15 protein-coding genes are annotated in these 19522 nt (G+C 36.1%); 7 read left to right on the top strand and 8 right to left on the bottom strand.

Annotation, left to right across the window (positions count from 1 at the left end; translation table 11 throughout):
• Window positions 1–26: 26 nt before the first annotated feature.
• The 3 genes from BXU11_RS00405 to BXU11_RS00395 form a co-directional block, all read right to left on the bottom strand.
• Window positions 27–767, bottom strand: coding sequence for a ribonuclease III family protein (locus tag BXU11_RS00405; RefSeq protein WP_024979948.1), 741 nt, complete (start codon window positions 765–767; stop codon window positions 27–29).
• A gap of 7 nt (window positions 768–774) precedes the next feature.
• Window positions 775–2028 carry a beta-ketoacyl-ACP synthase II gene (fabF, locus tag BXU11_RS00400; RefSeq protein ID WP_078210605.1) on the bottom strand — a complete coding sequence of 418 codons (1254 nt, stop codon included), beginning with the start codon at window positions 2026–2028 and terminating at the stop codon, window positions 775–777.
• Window positions 2029–2211: 183 nt separating this feature from the next.
• Window positions 2212–2448 carry an acyl carrier protein gene (locus BXU11_RS00395; RefSeq protein WP_007137004.1) on the bottom strand — a complete coding sequence of 79 codons (237 nt, stop codon included), beginning with the start codon at window positions 2446–2448 and terminating at the stop codon, window positions 2212–2214.
• A gap of 176 nt (window positions 2449–2624) precedes the next feature.
• On the opposite strand from BXU11_RS00395, the gene purN reads away from it, so the two are divergent.
• The 5 genes from purN (at window position 2625) to BXU11_RS00370 (ending at window position 7893) form a co-directional block, all read left to right on the top strand.
• Window positions 2625–3185, top strand: coding sequence for a phosphoribosylglycinamide formyltransferase (gene purN, locus BXU11_RS00390; protein ID WP_078210604.1), 561 nt, complete (start codon window positions 2625–2627; stop codon window positions 3183–3185).
• A gap of 39 nt (window positions 3186–3224) precedes the next feature.
• Window positions 3225–3704, top strand: a complete 480-nt coding sequence (gene rnhA, locus BXU11_RS00385) for a ribonuclease HI (protein WP_024979951.1) — start codon at window positions 3225–3227, stop codon at window positions 3702–3704.
• Window positions 3705–3807: 103 nt separating this feature from the next.
• Window positions 3808–4731, top strand: coding sequence for a PfkB family carbohydrate kinase (locus tag BXU11_RS00380; RefSeq protein ID WP_078210603.1), 924 nt, complete (start codon window positions 3808–3810; stop codon window positions 4729–4731).
• A 68-nt stretch (window positions 4732–4799) separates the two neighbouring features.
• Window positions 4800–6698: an amidophosphoribosyltransferase gene (locus BXU11_RS00375; protein WP_024979953.1), complete on the top strand. Its 1899-nt coding sequence runs from the start codon at window positions 4800–4802 to the stop codon at window positions 6696–6698.
• Window positions 6699–7110: 412 nt separating this feature from the next.
• The gene (locus tag BXU11_RS00370; protein WP_078210602.1) at window positions 7111–7893 is read left to right on the top strand and encodes an alpha/beta fold hydrolase; all 783 of its coding nucleotides are present in this window, start codon (window positions 7111–7113) and stop codon (window positions 7891–7893) included.
• Window positions 7894–8077: 184 nt separating this feature from the next.
• Here BXU11_RS00370 and BXU11_RS00360 read toward each other — a convergent pair whose 3' ends face one another.
• From BXU11_RS00360 to BXU11_RS00335, 5 genes are all read right to left on the bottom strand, one after another.
• Entirely contained in the window at window positions 8078–8557 is a 480-nt protein-coding gene (locus tag BXU11_RS00360) for an ATP-binding cassette domain-containing protein (RefSeq protein WP_078210600.1), read from the bottom strand.
• A 304-nt stretch (window positions 8558–8861) separates the two neighbouring features.
• Entirely contained in the window at window positions 8862–11624 is a 2763-nt protein-coding gene (locus tag BXU11_RS00350) for a PD-(D/E)XK nuclease family protein (RefSeq protein ID WP_078210599.1), read from the bottom strand.
• A gap of 64 nt (window positions 11625–11688) precedes the next feature.
• A complete protein-coding gene (locus BXU11_RS00345) occupies window positions 11689–13164 on the bottom strand; it encodes an OmpA family protein (RefSeq protein WP_078210598.1) in 1476 nt (491 codons plus the stop codon).
• A 110-nt stretch (window positions 13165–13274) separates the two neighbouring features.
• The gene (gene kbl, locus BXU11_RS00340) at window positions 13275–14465 is read right to left on the bottom strand and encodes a glycine C-acetyltransferase (protein ID WP_078210597.1); all 1191 of its coding nucleotides are present in this window, start codon (window positions 14463–14465) and stop codon (window positions 13275–13277) included.
• Window positions 14466–14503: 38 nt separating this feature from the next.
• Entirely contained in the window at window positions 14504–17656 is a 3153-nt protein-coding gene (locus BXU11_RS00335) for an exodeoxyribonuclease V subunit beta (protein WP_078211992.1), read from the bottom strand.
• A gap of 269 nt (window positions 17657–17925) precedes the next feature.
• On the opposite strand from BXU11_RS00335, the gene rbfA reads away from it, so the two are divergent.
• Window positions 17926–18318: a 30S ribosome-binding factor RbfA gene (gene rbfA, locus BXU11_RS00330; RefSeq protein WP_024979961.1), complete on the top strand. Its 393-nt coding sequence runs from the start codon at window positions 17926–17928 to the stop codon at window positions 18316–18318.
• 1 nt (window position 18319) lies between these two features.
• A complete protein-coding gene (locus tag BXU11_RS00325; RefSeq protein ID WP_078210596.1) occupies window positions 18320–19519 on the top strand; it encodes an ABC transporter permease in 1200 nt (399 codons plus the stop codon).
• Window positions 19520–19522: the final 3 nt, after the last annotated feature.

The following is a 19522-nucleotide window of genomic DNA, read 5'->3' as shown; positions in this document are numbered from 1 at the left end:
ACGTTATAGCAATCAGAAAAATAGGGTTATTTTTTGTTTATTTTTTCTTGAAAAGCAAAGTAAGCGCGTTGGGATGCTTTTTCTTCTGCTTTCTTTTTGGAAGTCGCTCTTGCTTTGGCAATTACTTTTTCATCGATGCTTAATCGAACCCCAAATAAACGTTGTCCGTCGATGGCATTATCTTCAAAAATATCAAAATAAAAGCTTTTCTTTTCTTTTTGACACCATTCGATAACTAAACTTTTGTAGCTAATTACTTTGCCTTCTAATCTGCTAATGTCGACATATTCAAGAATTACTCGGCTATTGATAAACTTTTCGCAATACACATACCCACGGTCAAGGTATATCGCGCCAATTAGGGCTTCAAATATATTGCCATGAATGTTATCGCCAAAATGTTGTACGGGTACTTTGCTATCTATAAACTGAATCAAGTTTAAATCTTTTCCTAATTCATTTAAATGCTCGCGACTTACAATTTTGGAACGCATTTTAGTTAAATATCCTTCGTCTCCATGCGGTGCTTTGTTGAATAAATAGCCTGCTATTACTGAGCTAAGCATGGCGTCTCCTAAAAATTCTAAGCGTTCATAATTCATCGGATTGCCATCCCTATCCGTTTTGTTCGAAGAGCGATGTGTAAAAGCTTTTTGATATTTTTCAATATCTAAAGGGGCAAATCCTAATATTTTTTCGATGGAATTAAAAAAAATCCCGTCTGTATTGGAACGGGATTTTGAAAATATTTTTCTGATTATATTCATATTGAATTTAGTCAACTAGTTTTTTAAACAAAACGCAAGCATTGTGTCCGCCAAAGCCAAAAGTATTGCTCATAGCCACCTTAATTTCTCTTTTTTGAGGAGTATTAAGTGTAAGGTTTAAGGCTGGATCAATTTTTTCGTCAACAACGCTGTGGTTGATCGTAGGAGGTACTATTCCGTGTTGCATGGCAAGGATAGAGGCAATGGCTTCAATAGCTCCTGCAGCTCCTAATAAATGACCAGTCATTGATTTGGTCGAATTGATATTGATGTTTTTAGCATGATCACCAAAAACAGCACTAATCGCTTTTAATTCAGCTACATCTCCAAGTGGGGTGGATGTACCGTGAGTATTGATGTGATCCACTTTGTCGGGGTTCATGCCAGCATCTCTTAAGGTGTTTTTCATTACCGCAATAACTCCGATTCCTTCTGGATGTGGAGCTGTTAAATGGTAAGCATCGGATGACATTCCGCCTCCTCCAATTTCGCAGTAAATCTTGGCGCCTCTTGCTTTGGCATGTTCATAATCTTCTAGTACCAAAGCACCAGCACCTTCTCCTAGTACAAATCCATCTCTTGTTGCATCAAATGGTCTTGAGGCTGTCTCTGGACTTTCGTTTCTGGTAGATAGTGCGTGCATTGAGTTAAATCCGCCCATTCCAGCAATAGTTATGGCTGCTTCTGAACCACCTGAAATAATGACATCGCACATACCAAGTCGGATGTAATTGAAAGCATCAATCAGTGCATTGGCCGATGAAGCACAAGCAGAAACTGTAGTGTAGTTAGGTCCCATATAGCCATTGCGCATAGAAATATGAGCAGGAGCAATATCGGCAATCATTTTTGGAATAAAGAACGGATTGAATTTTGGTGTTCCATCTCCTTTTGCATAATACATTACTTCATCTTGAAAAGTTTCCAACCCTCCAATACCTGCACCCCAGATAACACCCACTCTTTGTTTATCGATGTTTTCGTTGTTGATGCCAGCGTCTTTTATAGCTTCATCACTTGCAGCGATAGCGTATTGAGCAAATTTATCAAGTCTACGGGATTCTTTACGATCCATATAGTCTTCAATGTTAAAGTTCTTTACTTCACAAGCAAATTTGGTTTTATGTTTTTCCGTATCATAGTAAGTAATAGGGGCTGCTCCACTAGTTCCATTCAAAAGACCATTCCAGTATTCTTGGATGTTGTTTCCAATAGGAGTTAGTGCTCCTAATCCTGTAACTACAACTCGTCTTAATTCCATAACGTTTTTATTTTGTTAGCTTTAAACAAATAAAACCCACGTTTTCTTTATTGTAATTGGTACAAAAGAGACATGGGTATTACATAATATTAGTATTTACAAAGAGAATCGTTTCTCTTGCTGTTTTATTCAAAAATAAAATAATAACACCCGTTTATTATTGAAATAAACGGGTGAGAGTTATTATTTTTTTGCTTCCTCGATGTAAGAGATAGCTTGACCAACAGTAGCAATATTTTCTGCTTGATCGTCTGGAATTTGAATGTCAAATTCTTTTTCGAATTCCATAATAAGCTCAACAGTGTCTAATGAGTCAGCTCCTAAATCATTTGTGAAGCTAGCTTCTGTTACAACTTCGTTTTCGTCAACACCTAATTTGTCTACGATAATCGCTTTTACTCTTGATGCAATGTCTGACATAATTTTTTAATTTTAGAATTTAATTTGTTGGCAAAAATAAAAAACTTTATTTTAAAACAACTATTTAGTTAATAAATGTGTGTTCGAAATGCTAAAATTTATTTAATAAAGAATTTGTAAAGCTGTTTCTATTCCTTTTTTATCCCTTATTTTTGCAAAATAAAATCTAGAAAAACATGAAGAACATTGTGGTTTTTGCCTCAGGATCGGGAACAAATGCTGAAAATATTATTAAATATTTCTCTAATTCGCCTTTCGCTAAGGTGGTTGGCGTTTTTACAAATAACCCTAAGGCCAAAGTTATAGATAGGGCGCAACAGTTGCAGGTTCCGTGTCATGTGTTTTCAAAAGAAGATCTTAATGAGGGTAATATATTACAAAAAATACAAAACTATGCGCCTGACTTAATTGTCTTAGCTGGTTTTTTGTTGAAAGTGCCTCCATATTTAATCGATGCTTATTCCAATCAAATCATTAATATACATCCTGCTCTTTTGCCTAAATTTGGAGGAAAAGGAATGTATGGAATGCATATTCACCAAGCAGTAGTGCAAAATGGCGAGAAAGAAACCGGTATTACTATTCATTACGTAAATGAACATTATGACGAAGGTGCTGTCATTTTTCAAACCGCTGTAGCACTTACCTCAGAGGACACAGCCGAAAGTGTTGCTGCTAAGATTCATGAGTTAGAACAGCAATTTTTCCCTGTTGTTATAGCCGATGTTCTTCAATAAAACCTTCTTACTTTTATATTGGTATCAAATAGAATTCTTATGTCACACCAAGTTCATATATATACAGATGGCGCAGCCAAAGGTAATCCCGGTCCCGGAGGCTACGGTGTAGTTATGGAATGGGTGGGTAAACCTTATAAAAAAGAATTTTTCGAAGGGTTTCGATTAACAACCAACAATAGAATGGAATTATTAGCGGTTATTGTAGGTCTTGAGAAACTAAAAAACGAAAATACTTCGGTATTAGTAGTTTCGGATTCTAAATATGTGGTAGATTCTGTTCAAAAAAAGTGGGTCTTTGGTTGGGAGAAAAAGCGCTTTGTAGATCGAAAAAATGCCGACCTTTGGAAGCGTTTTTTAGTTATTTTCAGAAAGCATCAGGTCGATTTCAAATGGATCAAAGGGCACAATAATCATCCGCAAAATGAACGTTGTGATCAGCTAGCAGTTATGGCTTCGATGCAAAAATCACTTTCAGTTGATTCCTTTTACGAAATTGAAGATCGGAAAATTGTTTAACACGTTAAAAATCAGTTAATTTTTGTTTTTATTCTTTGCAGATCATTCGTTGCAATTTTACACTTTAAAAACTATCTTTGCGCCTTAATTTCAAACAAGGCAAATGAATAAATTACTGATTGTTGGAACGGTAGCTTTCGACGCAATTGAAACCCCTTTTGGGAAGACGGATAAAATTTTAGGAGGTGCTGCTACATATATTGGTTTGTCAGCTTCTTTTTTTAACTTACAATCAGCAATAGTTTCAGTTGTAGGTGGCGATTTTCCTCAGGAACATTTAGATTTATTAATTTCTAGAAATATTGATATTTCTGGTATTGAAATTGTCAAAGAAGGTAAAACTTTTTTCTGGAGCGGATTGTATCATAATGACTTAAATTCTAGAGATACCTTAGTAACGGAACTCAATGTTTTGGCTGATTTTCAGCCTAAAGTACCTCAGAATTTTAAAGATGCCGAAGTAGTAATGCTAGGAAATCTTCATCCATTAGTACAAAGTAGCGTTTTGGATCAAATGGAAACAACACCTAAATTAGTGGTTTTGGATACCATGAATTTTTGGATGGATTGTGCACTTCCAGAATTGCTTGATGTGATTAAGAGAGTAGACGTAATTACCATTAATGATGAAGAAGCAAGACAGCTTTCTGGCGAATACTCTTTAGTTAAGGCCGCTGCTAAAATTCATACACTAGGTCCTAAGTATGTTGTGATCAAAAAAGGGGAACATGGAGCGTTGTTGTTTCATGGTGCTGAAGTCTTTTTTGCGCCAGCATTGCCATTAGAAGAGGTTTTTGATCCAACAGGAGCAGGTGATACTTTTGCAGGAGGTTTTTCGGGTTATATTGCCCAAAGTGAAAATGTGTCTTTCGAAAACATGAAAAATGGAATTATTTACGGTTCTAACTTGGCTTCTTTTTGTGTGGAAAAATTTGGCACAGAAAGAATGGTAAGCTTGAATGAGAACGAAGTAAATCAGCGTTTACGACAATTCAAAGCCTTAACACAATTTGATATCGAATTATAATGCCAAAGCTCAGGGAACTGGGCTTTTTTTAATACACTACCCTAATTACAACACAACAATAAATTACAATGAGTGACGCTTTACAACACGAATGTGGAATTGCATTAGTGCGACTTCTTAAACCACTAGACTACTACAAAGAAAAATACGGAACTGCATTTTATGGTGTCCAGAAAATGTATTTACTGATGGAAAAACAGCACAATCGAGGTCAGGATGGTGCAGGTTTTGCAAGTATTAAACTTGATGTAGAGCCGGGTCAGCGCTATATTAGTCGTGTGCGTTCTAATCATGCGCAACCCATTCAAGATGTTTTCGCCCAAATTAATGCTAGAATTAATGAGGAGTTGGCCGCAAATCCTGAATATGCTGATAATGTGGCATTACAAAAGGCAAATATTCCTTATATAGGTGAGCTTTTTTTGGGGCACGTTCGCTATGGTACTTTTGGTAAAAATAGTATCGAAAGTGTACATCCTTTTTTACGTCAAAACAATTGGATGCATCGTAATCTGATTTTGGCAGGTAATTTCAATATGACCAATGTAAAGGAGCTTTTTGAAAATTTGGTTGAGTTGGGTCAACATCCCAAAGAAATGGCTGATACGGTTACCGTTATGGAAAAAATCGGACATTTTTTAGATGATGCAGTAACTGATTTGTACCAAGAATGTAAAAATGAAGGCTTGAATAAAAGAGAGGCATCTCCTGTTATTGCAGAGCGATTGGATGTGGCTAGAATTTTAAACCGAGCAGCAAAAAATTTAGATGGCGGTTATGCTATGGCAGGTCTTTTGGGGCATGGCGATGCATTTGTTTTTAGAGATCCAGCTGGAATACGTCCTGCGTATTATTATCAAGATGATGAAATTGTGGTTGTTGCTTCTGAAAGACCCGTAATTCAAACCGTTTTCAATGTCCCTTTTGAAAAAGTGCATGAAATTGATCCAGGTGCAGCCTTAATCATTAAAAAAAACGGAACGGTTTCTATGCAGGAAATTTTGCCTGCTATTACCAAAAAGGCGTGTTCCTTTGAGCGTATTTATTTCTCTAGAGGGAGTGATGCCGAGATTTATCAAGAACGCAAAATGTTGGGTAAATTGGTTTTGCCTGCAGTTTTAGAAACTATTCAGGAAGATACCGACAATACGGTTTTTTCTTACATTCCAAATACCGCCGAAACCTCATTTATTGGAATGGTCGAAGCGGCTCAAGATTTCTTAAATCAACGTAAAAACAATTATATTTTAGCGCATAAAGATACCTTAACGACTGAGATGTTGCAGGAGGTGTTATCGGTTAAAATACGCACCGAGAAAGTAGCTATTAAAGATGCGAAATTAAGAACTTTTATTACTGAAGATAGTAGTAGAGATGATTTAGTAGCTCATGTTTATGATGTTACTTACGGAGTGGTTCGCCCAACGGATAATTTGGTGATCATTGATGATAGTATTGTAAGAGGTACTACCCTTAAAAAAAGCATTATCAAAATGATGGATCGCTTGAATCCTAAACGTATCGTTGTGGTTTCTTCTGCTCCGCAAATTCGTTACCCTGATTGTTACGGAATTGATATGGCTAAATTAGAGGGGTTAATTGCCTTTAAGGCGGCTCTCGAATTGCTTAAGGAACGAAACCTATATCATATAGTAGATGAAGTATATGCAAAATGTAAGGCACAGGAACATTTTAAGGATGTAGAAGTGGTCAATTATGTAACAGCTATTTATGATCCATTTACGCCTCAAGAAGTTTCGGATAAAATCGCAGAAATGTTGAGCTCATCAGAAATTAAGGCAGAAGTAAAGATAATTTTTCAAACGGTTGAAAATTTACATATAGCTTGTCCGAAAAATTTAGGGGATTGGTATTTTACAGGTGATTATCCTACACCAGGAGGTAACCGTGTAGTGAATCGCGCCTTCATGAATTTTTACGAAGGAAAAGATGCTAGAGCTTATTAATAAAAAGTTAAACGATGTAGTTCGTCGGATTTATGTGTAGTTCGTCGGAAATTATTGTCATTAATACAGTATTGCAGTAAGTTTATGTCACCATAATATTAGTAGGTTAAGTTTATGGTAGATTTGGGGCAAAAAGGGTGGAAGCAATTCCACCTTTTTTATTTTTATTCCTAAAGTATTTTCCTTTTCTCTTCTTTTTGGTAATAAGGGTGTTAAATGTGTTTTTTTTATAACATTTTTTTTATCACTTTACTTTTCTATTTTTCTTTTATTTTTTGAGTTTTTATGCCTTAAGATCAACTATTGTAATGGTGTTTTTTTAGTTTTGTTGTTTTAGGATTAAAATGATGGTTTATTTATCTTTTTTTTGGTGTTTAAGCTTTAATTTTGTCTGCTCTTACTGCTGTAAATTTTGAAAACACTATTTTATAAAAATACGTCTATCTCTTTTTCTGACATTGGAAAAGGTACCGCGATTGTTTTGTTACACGGCTTCCTAGAAAATCAATCGATGTGGAATGCTTTAGTACCCGTTTTGAGTCAAAAATACCGCGTCATAACCATCGATTTGTTAGGTCACGGCCAAACAGAACCTTTGGGTTACATACAAACTATGGAAGATAATGCTGACATGGTACATGAAGTGCTGTCCAGTTTACGCCTACGAAAAGCGGCTTTCATTGGGCACTCGATGGGTGGTTACGTAGCTTTAGCTTATGCTGAGTTGTATCCTGAAAGTGTCAAAGGATTGGTGTTACTCAATTCCACCGCCAAAAAAGACAGTCTCGAACGTAAAACCAATCGAGATCGAGCCATAAAAGCGGTAAAAAATGATTACGAAACCTTTATCCGACTTTCTGTCGCCAATTTATTCAGCGAAGACAATCGCGAACGATTGAGCGACTGCATCGAAAATGTAAAAACAGAAGCTTTACAAACGCCCTTACAAGGCATCGTCGCCTCTCTCGAAGGGATGAAAATCCGTAAAGACCGTGAAGTGATCCTTCACACTACTGCTTTTCCTAAATTGCTAATTCTAGGTAAAAAAGATCCCGTTTTGAACTACGAAGAAACCGTCGCTCAAATTCAGGAAACTTCCGTTGATTTAGTCACTTTCCCAGATGGTCATATGAGCCACATCGAAAATGAAACGGATTTGACTAAAGAATTAGTACAGTTTTTGCAGAAAATTTAAAGGCTATTTCCAGTTAGATATCCTTTTTTAACCAGCATCTCTTTACTGCTGATTGTGTATAGTTTGCCGTCTTTTAGTAAAGTCAATCGTGTTGAAATGCCAATTATACTTTCATAATTATGGTCTGTTATGATTATTCCTTTTTGAGCAGCGTTTTTAAGGATTAAATCATTAACTTTTTCAATTAACAAAGGGATAGTCCATTGTAGGGCTCATCAAGCAGGGCGAATTTAGACGAATTGCTCAGCACTAACTTAATCTCTAAATACCTTAACTCTCCAGAAGACAATTCAGCAATACTTTTATTCTTTAAAGTTGTTATCGTTTCATCACTATAAAAAGCATTGATTTTATCCTTCTTTATGGATAATGCAATTACTTTGGCTACAGAAAAGTTTCTTGGTAGAAAATTATCTTGTGATAAATAACTTATCTCGTTAAACAATTCACTTGTTTTGGACTTTACTACACCGTCCACTCGAATAAATTTAAAGTCAGCTTTTAAAAGACCAAATATAAGCTGTAATAATGTGGATTTACCAGAGCCATTTCTACCCAAAAGACCCACGATATCTCCTGTTTCGCATTTCAAATAAACATCAGAAAGAATTGTTTTTAAATCAAATTTCTTCTGTATACTATCTATTTTTAAAACGTGTTTCATCTTATAAATTTATAATAAAATGATACACTGCATTCAGTAAGACAAGCAATACAAAAGTCATCATCCAAGAAGTCAAAAACAAAACAGGTTTAGAAATTTGATTATTATAGTAAAACAAATACTCATTTTTGCGATTAATCTCTTTAAATAAAAGACTGCCAAAAAAACCTATGCTCAAAAAGCAACTATTAAAAAGTTCAGCGCCTCCAAATAGTAAAGGTAAGAGACAAATCGTACAGTTAAGTAAAATAGTAGATTTGAAAAACTGAAAAACAGTAGTGGTTTTTATCCAATTCATGTCCAATTATACTTTCTCCATAAATGGAATTGCTGGATCTAGAATTTCTTGTAACAAGCCCACTAATTCCTCCAAATAAGCAGTCAAAATAGCTGAATTAATAGTAGATTCTTCGTTTTTTTCTTCTTTTAAAGTAAAAGGCAAAAAGCCAGCTTTACTATTTTTAAAGGAGATTATACCTGCTTGCATCGGTTGTTCGTGAGCTAGAGTTTCATACATATAAGCATATGCCAAAATTTGAATGATTTTGTCATTTTTGATTTCATCTACTAATCCGTTCCACGTTTTTAAGGTAACATTGCTTTTTTCTACTTTACCTGTTTTGTAATCTATAATTCGAATCACTCCGTTTCTTACTTCAATTCGGTCAACATTTCCTGCGATTTTCACCGGAAAAGGTAAGCTCGGATGTTCCAAAACGCGTTCAAAAGTAGCTTCTAAAGCCACGATTTTTACTGCATCACCAGCTTTTATGGATTGTAATTCTGTTTTTAAAAAGTTATATACGTTACGTTTGGCTACTTCAAAAGCTAATAAATTTCTGCCTTTGTTAATTTCTCCTTCTTTATAAATGGCTTTAAATTGTTTTAAAACCTCGGAGTCAATTTTTTTAATTGCCAGTTCCATATCTTCTTCTGATATGAACTTGTCAATAAGTGGCGTATACAATTCCTCTAATGTTTTGTGGATAATCGTTCCCAAGGTGTTAAGCGCAATAGTCTCTTCAACTTCTTCGGTATCTCTGATGCGTAGTATTTTTTTAAAATAAAAATCAATAGGATTACGGATGTAACTGGTCAATGAAGAAGGAGAAAAACCTTTCTCGGCAATTTCTTTCAGTCGTTCCATGATCAGTGGTGATTTTTCAATAGTCATGGATGTGTAAGCCGTTTCGGGAACGGTTGCATTGAATATTTCATGTGAGAGTTGATGGTTTGGTTGTTTCTCTACTTCGAGTTGTGTAATAAAGCGGCTTTTCTCACCTCCATCTAAACCGTCGTTTTCTGTGTTATAAAGTAGGTAGATGTTTTTCGCACGTTGTAATAAATGGTAAAAATGATAGGTGTAGATGGCGTCTTTTTCTTTAAAAGTAGGCAGCCCGAGTTCTCTTTTTACGTCATAAGGAATAAAAGAGTTGGTGGATTTTCCAGCAGGAAATTTGCCTTCATTCATAGAAGTCACTATGACGGTATCGAAATCTAATACTCGACTTTCTAAAACGCCCATGATTTGTAAGCCATTCAAAGGTTCTCCTTCAAAAGAAACCTCGGCCAAGTCGATAATTTGCTTGTAAATGGCGAATAGAGTGGGGATTTGGTCAATATGCAAATGTTGGGCATAGTAACTCTTTAGTTTGTTGATTACCGTAAATATTGAAAATACAAATGCTTTGGTTAGTTTCTCTTCTTCGTTATCGTTGCTTAAGTTGTTTCTTAGGTGTAATAATAACTTGGCGATAATGTCTAGAACAGGTCTAGAGCCATTGTCCCATTTTAGAAATAATAAATCGAATAGCTCATTGGGTTGTTTTTGCAGTTCGTTTATTTTTTGGTGTGTAATAAAAGTATAATTATTCTCTTTTATGATATGAACAATATGATGTGCATTCGCAAAAGATTCCACCAGGGGATGGGTAAGTATGTCGAGTACATCTTTGTAATAAAATACATACTGAACAGGATTTCTTTTTAATGCACTCGTGTGCATTTTGAATAGTTTTGTTATCAATAATTGTGCGGGGTTGTTTTTGCTAGAATACCCCATAGTGATATTTAAGGCGCCTACCGACTCTGGTAGGGAGTACAATAAGGGGAGTAATAGGTTTTCTTCGCCTAAAACTACTGCAACCTTGTCTAGGTTGCATACTTGTTGTTTTTTAATGTTTTTATCAAGAATGCTACCTACAATTTTAGCTTGGCCAATGGTTTTTGGTGTGCCAATAACTTGTATGTTTTTGTGCGCTGAAAATTCATCTACAATCCATTCAAATGGATTTGATTTGTAGTGCTTCCAGCTGGCTTTAAATCTTCTTGCAAATAATCCTGCATCGTGGTAAGGATCGTTTAAAAAGACTTGATCGATATCCCAAAAGATAGTGGCTTTGTCGTTGGCAATTAAGTGTTGTATTATCTTTTCTTCTGCAGCATTTAGAGCATTGAAACCAGCGAACAAATAGCGCTTACTTGTGCTTTTTTTTGAGAATTCTGAAAGATTGGATACTGCTTCTCTGTAGATTTGGCCTTGGTAGCCAATTTTTTTGTTTTTTAAATAGTGGTATAAAGAATCGTAATATTTGGGTAATAGTTTCCAAAAGTCGATGTAATTTTCTAATAATTGTGTTTTGTTTTCAACGGCTATTCCCCATTTTTTAATGTCTTCAATGTCTTTTAAGTAGGAAAGAACATGTTTTGGATCTAGCAGATAGCGATCGATTTCGTTGAAATCTTGTAGTAAAATTTTAGCCCAGTTGGCAAACAATTCAAAGGATTGTTGATTTTGTTTGGAAGTGATGGACAAGTATACTTCGTAAAATTCAAAAAGTAGCGCAATAGAATCTATAGCTCTAATTTCTGAAATTTCTTGAATGAAGTCTTCGATACTAGTAATTTCAGGACAAAAAACAGTACCTGGAATTTGTTTTTTTAAAGCCTCAATCAGGAATATTTTTGCTCTTTTATTAGGGAGAATTACAATAGTATTGGCAAAATCTCCGGAGTAATTAGCAGCTAAATGTATGGCTATTTGATCTAAAAAAGTAGGTTTTGTCATTTTATAAATATAAAAAAAAAGCCGTTCAATTAAGAACGGCTTTTAGAAATAATTTCAAAAATTATTATGGTAATCTGTTTACTTTCATTCCAGAAGGTCCACCTACGTAGATAACTTCAGTTCTTCTGTTTTCAGCTCTTCCTTTAGCTGTTTTGTTAGAAGCAACTGGTTTAGTGTCACCAAATCCTTGAGCAGTTAAGTTAGCAGGATTAATACCTCTAGCTACTAATGCATCAACTACAGCTTGAGCTCTAGCTTCAGAAAGTTTTTTGTTAGAAGCTGGTTTACCAACATTGTCAGTATGTCCGTTTACTTCAAACTTAGCGTTAGGGTAGTTTTTCAAGATTTCTTTGATAGCGTCTAAACTAGTAGCAGTAGCTGGTTTAGCAGCATCTAAAGTAGATTTACCAGTTACAAAGAAGATAGATCTTGCTTGAACTCTTAATTCTTTAACTACTTCTTCAGTTACTTCAGGACAACCTTTGTTGCTAGCAGGACCAGCTACGATTGGACAGTCATCTTCAGTATCTGGCACACCGTCTTTGTCAGCATCTTTAATTTCTGGACAACCGTTGTTAGATTTAGGACCAGCAACTGTTGGACATTTGTCATCTTTATCAGCTACACCGTCACCGTCACCGTCAGGACAACCTTTAGTAGAAGCAGGGCCAGCAGCATCTGGACAAGCATCATCTTTATCAGCAATTCCGTCTCCGTCAGTATCAGGACATCCGTTGAAAGCAGCTAAACCAGCAGTATCTGGACAAGCATCACTTCCGTCAACAATTCCGTCACCGTCAGTATCAGGACATCCGTTGAATTGTTTCAAACCAGCAACTTCTGGACAAGCATCATCTTTATCGTAGATTCCGTCACCGTCAGTGTCTTTACCTCCAAATTTGAAAACGATACCAGCTGTGTGCTGAACTAAAGAAGGAGATTCAGGATTTAAACCATCATTTCTGTCTCCAAAAGATTTTCTGTAAGTAGAAGATAATGCTAAACCTACGTTTTCAGTAAACCAAAAAGTCATACCTACTCCTAAATTTACAGTACCAAAGCTATCTTTTCCTAAGAAAGTATAACCTCCACCAGCTTGTAAGCTTGGATCAAACCATTTTGTACCAATCAAATCCATGAAACTGTATTTTACAGTACCATCAATTCCGTAGTACATTAAATCACCAGGATTGTTTACTGACATTCCTCTTGAATCTGCGTTAGCTTGATTTGGTGCAAATGTTACAAATTTGTCGATTTTGTTAACAGAACCAGCTAATCCAAAAGAGAATCCTCCGTTGATGTGTCTAGATACTTGGATATAAGATACAGACGGAAGGATGTTCCAGTTGTCTTTTACAGCGAATGGCTGAGAAAAGTGTTGTTGAAACCAATTCACATGATCAGGTCCTGCACTTGATCTTGAGTCGATAGCATTTACACCAATGGTAATTGCCCACGGATTGTTACTATCTTGAGCTTGGGAAGATAATCCCGCAGCCATCAATACAGCAACTAAAATTTTGTTAAGATGTTTCATAATGATTCTATTAATATTTAGTTAATTATAAACAAAAATAACAACTTATTTTTTAGCAACAAAATTAAAATATAAAAAAAACCTACAAAAAAATGAACAATTACTATTATCTATATTACTTTTAGCTCTTTACCTACTTTTATAAATGCTTGCAAGGCTTTGTCTAAATGTTCCTTTTTGTGGCTTGCGGACAGTTGAACTCGAATTCGAGCCTTTTCTTTAGGAACTACTGGGAAAAAGAATCCGATAACATATATGCCATTTTTTAACAATTCGTTAGCAAATGTTTGGGCTAATTTGGCATCATAAAGCATAACGGGTACTATGGCAGCGTCACCGTCAATGATGTCAAAACCGGCTTTTAGCATGCCTTGTTTGAAATAATTCGTATTCCATTCTAATTGATCTCTGAGGGAGGTGTCCTTCTCTAGTAGTTCAAATACTTTGATTGACGCGCCAACAATGGCAGGTGCTAATGAATTGGAAAATAAATACGGTCTAGAACGTTGACGTAAAATTTCAATGATTTCTTTTTTGGCAGTAGTGTAACCGCCCATAGCACCGCCCAAAGCTTTGCCTAAGGTTCCTGTAATAATGTCTATACGTCCCATTACACCTTTGGCTTCCATGGTGCCTTTGCCTGTTGCGCCTATAAAACCAGCGGCATGGCATTCGTCTACCATGACCATGGCATCATATTTGTCTGCTAGGTCGCAAATTTTATCTAGGGGAGCTACAAGACCATCCATAGAGAAAACGCCATCGGTTACAATTAATTTAAAACGTGTGCCAGCTTCCGTAGCTTTGATTAATTGTTGTTCCAAGTCTTCCATGTTACTATTCTCGTAACGGTAACGGGCTGCTTTACACAAACGAACGCCATCAATTATAGAAGCGTGATTCAAGCTGTCTGATATGATACAATCTTGTTCTCCTAATAAAGGTTCAAAAACGCCACCATTGGCATCAAATGCTGCAGCGTATAGAATGGTGTCTTCGGTGCCGTAAAAATCTGCAATTTTTTGTTCTAAGGTTTTGTGGATGTCTTGTGTGCCACAAATAAAACGAACGGATGACATTCCGAAGCCGTGAGAATCTAAGGTGTCTTTGGCGGCTTGTATTACTTCGGGATGCGAAGAAAGCCCCAAATAATTGTTGGCACAAAAATTAAGTACCGTTTCTCCATTCACTGTGATTTCGGCTCCTTGTGCTGATGTAATGATTCTTTCTTTTTTAAATAAACCATTTTCTTCAATGGCTTGTAATTCGTTCTGTAAATGTTGTTGTATTTTACCGTACATAATATGATGGTGTTATGATCTTTTAGAATTGATTTTGTCTACAAATTTACTACATCGATTGCTAATCCGATATAGACGAGTGCTTTTTTAACTACTTTATAACCCATTTTCTCTATAGCTTCTTGATAATGTTCTAATTGCTTTACGTATTTAACGTTATGTTCTCCTGTTTTGTAATCTAGCAAATAAATTTCATTTTTTTCTTTCAAAACCATTCGATCTGGTTTTATCGTTTTTCCTTCTTTTTGAATGATGGTTTGTTCATTAAATACTTGGTTTCCTTTTTCAAAATAAACCAATAACTCGGGATGCAGGACTATTGATTCAATCGTTTCTTGAACAGTTTTATGTTGTTCAAAATGTATCCATCCGTAATCTAAAGCTTTTGCGATGGCATTTTCAATGTCGTTCTGATGTTTTACCTCGGCAAGAATTTCGTGTACTACGTTTCCATAAGCAATGGCCTCTTGCTGTTGTGTGCCCCACATCAAGGCTTCTTTTTGAGCAATCTTGATATTTTTAGGGTTTAAGAACGATGTGATTGTGGGTATTGGTTTTGTACTGTTTATATGTTTTTCTTCCTTTGATAGTTTGGTAGCGTTGCCAAAATCATAGGAGAGCTTTTCGGTTTGAAATAGATGATTGTTTTCTAAATATTGAATAAAAAAAGTACACATGTTATTTTTGGGCAAAGCTCCTTTGCTTGATAAATTCATGTTGGATATAATGTAGAGTTGTTCTTCGGCTCTGGTTAAAGCCACATACAAGACATTAATATTATCCAACAATTCTTCTTCTTTCTTTTGATTGTAAACCAAAGCGGCTCCTTCGCCATAGCCTTCAACTGCACTGCTATTGTCGATAAGGGCTTTTTCTAAGCCTAATTCTTCTTTATCGGCGTCGAGCCATAATTTATCTTTGGGTTTGCGTGAATAATCTTCTTCGGCAAAAGGCATAATCACTACAGGAAACTCTAAGCCTTTGGATTTGTGAATGGTCATGATGCGCACCGCGTTGCTACCTTCTGGAGATGGAATGCTGAATTTAGCGCCATTCTTCTCCCAAAACAGTAAGAAATCAGCAATTCCGGCTTGGTTGCGCATGTCGCGTTCTAGGACGATATCCAAAAAATATTGCACATAAGAGTTGCTGGTTTTGGCATCTAAAAACTTAGCGATACAAATTTCTACCGCTTCGTACAACGCTTTTTTACGAATGTCTTGAAAAGAAAATTGTATATCAAATTGCTGTAGCCAAAGTTCAAATTCCTTTTCGTTGGTCAAAGCCATGCCTTGTGCAATGCAATCGGCAATAGGAAGTTGATCCTGTTTGTTTTTGGCCAAATAATATAAAAAATAAGCTTTGGATTCTATGTCATTGTTGTTGTTGAGGTACTTTAGTAAATGAATCAAGAAGCGGACTTCGGTAGCGTTTTGAATCATTAAAGTTTCTGAGGATAGCAATGGAATTTTTTGCTCCATTAAATAATTTGCTACTGCAATGCCTTGTTCTCTTTTGCGCGTGAGAATGACAATGTCTTTGTATTCGAATCCTTGGCTTAGTACTTTTTGAATGGTTTGTAGTGTGGCTAAAACATACAAATCGGTCTTGTCTAGTGCTTCTTCGTCTTCCTCATTATCGGTTGGCTGCGGTATGAATGAGATGTTGACATAGCCTCCTGTTTTGTCATTTGCTTTTTGGTGGCTGTGATTTTCGTATAAGTCTTTGTAATCTTCGTTAGTAAATTCAGAAGATAACATTTTAAAAAAAGCATTGTTAAAGTCAATGACTTCCGAATAACTACGGTAGTTTTTGTCCAAATGCACCAGTTTTTTTTCAGGGTTACTGAAAGGATTGTGCTCTTTGCTTAAGGCAATAAATTGTTCTGCTTTTCCACCTCGCCAGCGGTAAATGGATTGCTTGGGATCGCCCACAATCATCAAGGTGCCTTTTACGCCATAATCATCTTGACCGGCTAGGGCATTGTCGATGAGTGGGATTAGATTTTGCCATTGCATTTCGGAAGTATCTTGAAACTCATCAATAAAGAAATGGCGATACCGTTCGCCCAAACGCTCATAGATAAAAGGAGCGGGTTGGTTTTGAATTTCTCGATGAATAATAGCATTGAATTCAGCTATAGATAATACATTTTGTTCTTGCTGAATTTTGGCCAATTCATGACTGACAGTATTGAGTAAAGACAGCGGTGTGATGTTTTTGAGGAAGGCTTTGTAAAAGTTAATCTTTTCAAAGATTTTATAAATAGCAGCCAATTGAATCAAAAACTCTTGAATTAAGGCCTCAATAATCGCTCTGTCTTTGGCTGTTTTGTTGATGGCGATATCTTCAAATTCATAAAACATTTTGTTTTTGGGATTGAATTTCTTGTCTACAATGCTACTAATGTGATTGGGAAAAGTACCTCTTGAAAAAGATTTTACATCGATTCCGTTCGTTTCTATTAGTTCCAAAATGGATTGCGCTAGTGTAACCGTTTCGGCTTCTAGTTGCTTATTGATGGCTATTAATTTCTTTTTTATGGCAACAAATTCGGTAATCGTTTTGTCATGGAAATGAGCAATTTCATTACGATTGTTTTCATTGAGTACCAATCGGCCGGTGTTGAGAATTTCTCTGGAAATGTCCCACGACTTGTCATCGTCGGTTTTTTCCATGGTGAAATCGATGAGCAATTGGGTTAGAATTTCGTCTTCTCCGGCTTGGGCAATAATGGCGTCTACGGTTTCGACTAATAAATTTTCTGTATCAAGAGTGACTTCAAAAGTTACCGGTAAATTCAAATCAAGAGCAAAAGCACGAATGACTTTATGGGTGAATTTATCGATGGTAGAAATATCAAAAGCCGCATAATTATGAATGATGTGCTTGATAATTTGTTGCGCTTTGGTTTTGATTTGAATCAAAGAAAGTTCGGTGTCAGCAGCTAAATCACGCATTAAGTCTAGTGCTTTGCTGCTGGGTTCGTCCTTTGCAAATTCGGAAAGGCTACCCACAATTCGGCTTTTCATTTCGTGTACCGCTTTGTTGGTAAAGGTGATGGCTAGAATGTGGCGGTACGCGTCGTTTTTTGGGGCGACCAAAATAATTTTGAGGTATTCTTTGACCAATGCATACGTCTTCCCCGAGCCAGCTGAAGCGTCATAGATTGAAAAGGAAGTGCTTTGCATAGTATTTTTGTTATATAACCCTTTCAGAGTTTTAAACTCTGAAAGAGTTATCATATCCTATTAGATTTTCTTGTCATGAAACAAATTTTCTTGAGTACACTAAAGCCCTAGCCCTGATGGAAGCGGCATCCTTTGCTGCCGGGGTTCGGCAGTAAAGATATAGCGTACAGCAGGAAATAGCTCCTGATTATCAATCGGATTATTCTAGAATAAGGATTGTTCCTTTGAAAATTTGTTCATTTAATTTTTAAAAGTAGTATTTTTGCAGCATGGAAACAAATAGACAGAAAAAAATAGGCGGTGTGATCCAAAAAGATTTGGTGGACATTTTGCAAGGTGAAGTGAGAAAAAATGGAGTTACTAACTTAGTAATTTCAGTATCCAAAGTGTTGGTGACGTCAGATTTATCGGTAGCTACGGTGCATTTGAGTATTTTTCCTCAAGAAAAAGCAAAGGAAACATTAGAGGCTATAAAAACGAATACCAATTTAATCAAGCATGATTTGTCGCAACGTGTGCGTATGCAATTGCGTAGGGTGCCTAATTTGGTTTTCTTTATTGATGACTCGTTGGATTATATCGAGAAAATTGACAATGCCTTGAAAAATCAGGAGAATCCTATTGAAAACAGAGATTTATTAGAAAAACGCAGATTGTTTTAATTTGAATTTTCCGCTATACATTGCCCATCGTTATCTTAGAAGTAATAGCAAAAATAGTGCTATTAACATCATTAATCGTATTGCTAGTTTGGGCATTATTGTGGGTGCGATGGCACTTTTTGTGGTGTTGTCGGTGTTTAGTGGGTTGAAAGAATTTAGTCTTTCGTTTACCAACGAAATTGATCCCGATTTGAAAGCCGCTCCTGTGCTTGGTAAATCATTTTTTGTTACTCCCCAACAAGATCAAGAAATTAAAAAAATAACCGGCATTGCTTCGTATACCAAAATTATTGAAGAGCGTGTGCTTTTTACTTTCGGGGACAAGCAAGAGGTTTCATATTTAAAAGGGGTAGATACTCAGTTTACTCGAGTGAATGCGATTGAAAAAAAGTTGTTCAATGGGCAATGGCTGCAACCTAACACCTATCAAGTTGTGGTAGGATACGGTATGGCGCAGAAATTCTCAATGGGATTGTTTGATTATAATACGGCGCTAGAAGTTATGGTACCAAGACCGGGAAAAGGCACGATTACTATTCCATCAGAAGCCTTCAATCAGACTGATTTGATTCCGATTGGGATTTATACCATCAATGAAGATTTGGATTCGAAATATGTTTTTGCCGATTTAAGCTTGGCGCAAGAATTACTCGAATATCAACCCAATCAAATTTCGGGAATTGAATTTAAACTCCGGCCAAATGCGGATGAAGACGCTGTAATTGAGCAATTACAAACGATTTTCAAGAATAAAATCACGCTAAAAAACAGAGCGCAGTTGAATGAGTCGCTTTATAAAATGTTGAACACCGAAAACATCGCGGTGTATCTGATATTTACCTTAGTCATTGTCGTGGCGCTTTTTAACTTGATTGGCGCTTTGATTATGATGATTTTGGACAAAAAAGGCAATCTGAAAACCTTATTCAATCTCGGAACCGAAATCAAGAGCCTTCGCAATATTTTCTTGCTACAAGGGACTTTGTTGAGTGTTTATGGCGGAATCATTGGATTGCTTTTGGGTATCGTAATTGTGTTACTGCAACAACAATTCGAGTGGATTATGATTACCCCGACACTGGCTTATCCAGTCGTTTTTAGTTTTGAAAATATTGCAATCGTAATGACGACCATTATCATCCTTGGCTTTTTGGCTTCGTTGATTGCTAGTAGTCGAGTTACGAAGAAGTTGCTGGAGTAGAAT

The sequence above is a fragment of the Flavobacterium sp. LM5 genome (assembly GCF_002017945.1).
Classification (GTDB): domain Bacteria; phylum Bacteroidota; class Bacteroidia; order Flavobacteriales; family Flavobacteriaceae; genus Flavobacterium; species Flavobacterium succinicans.
This window is presented reverse-complemented; position numbering and strand designations above follow the sequence as displayed.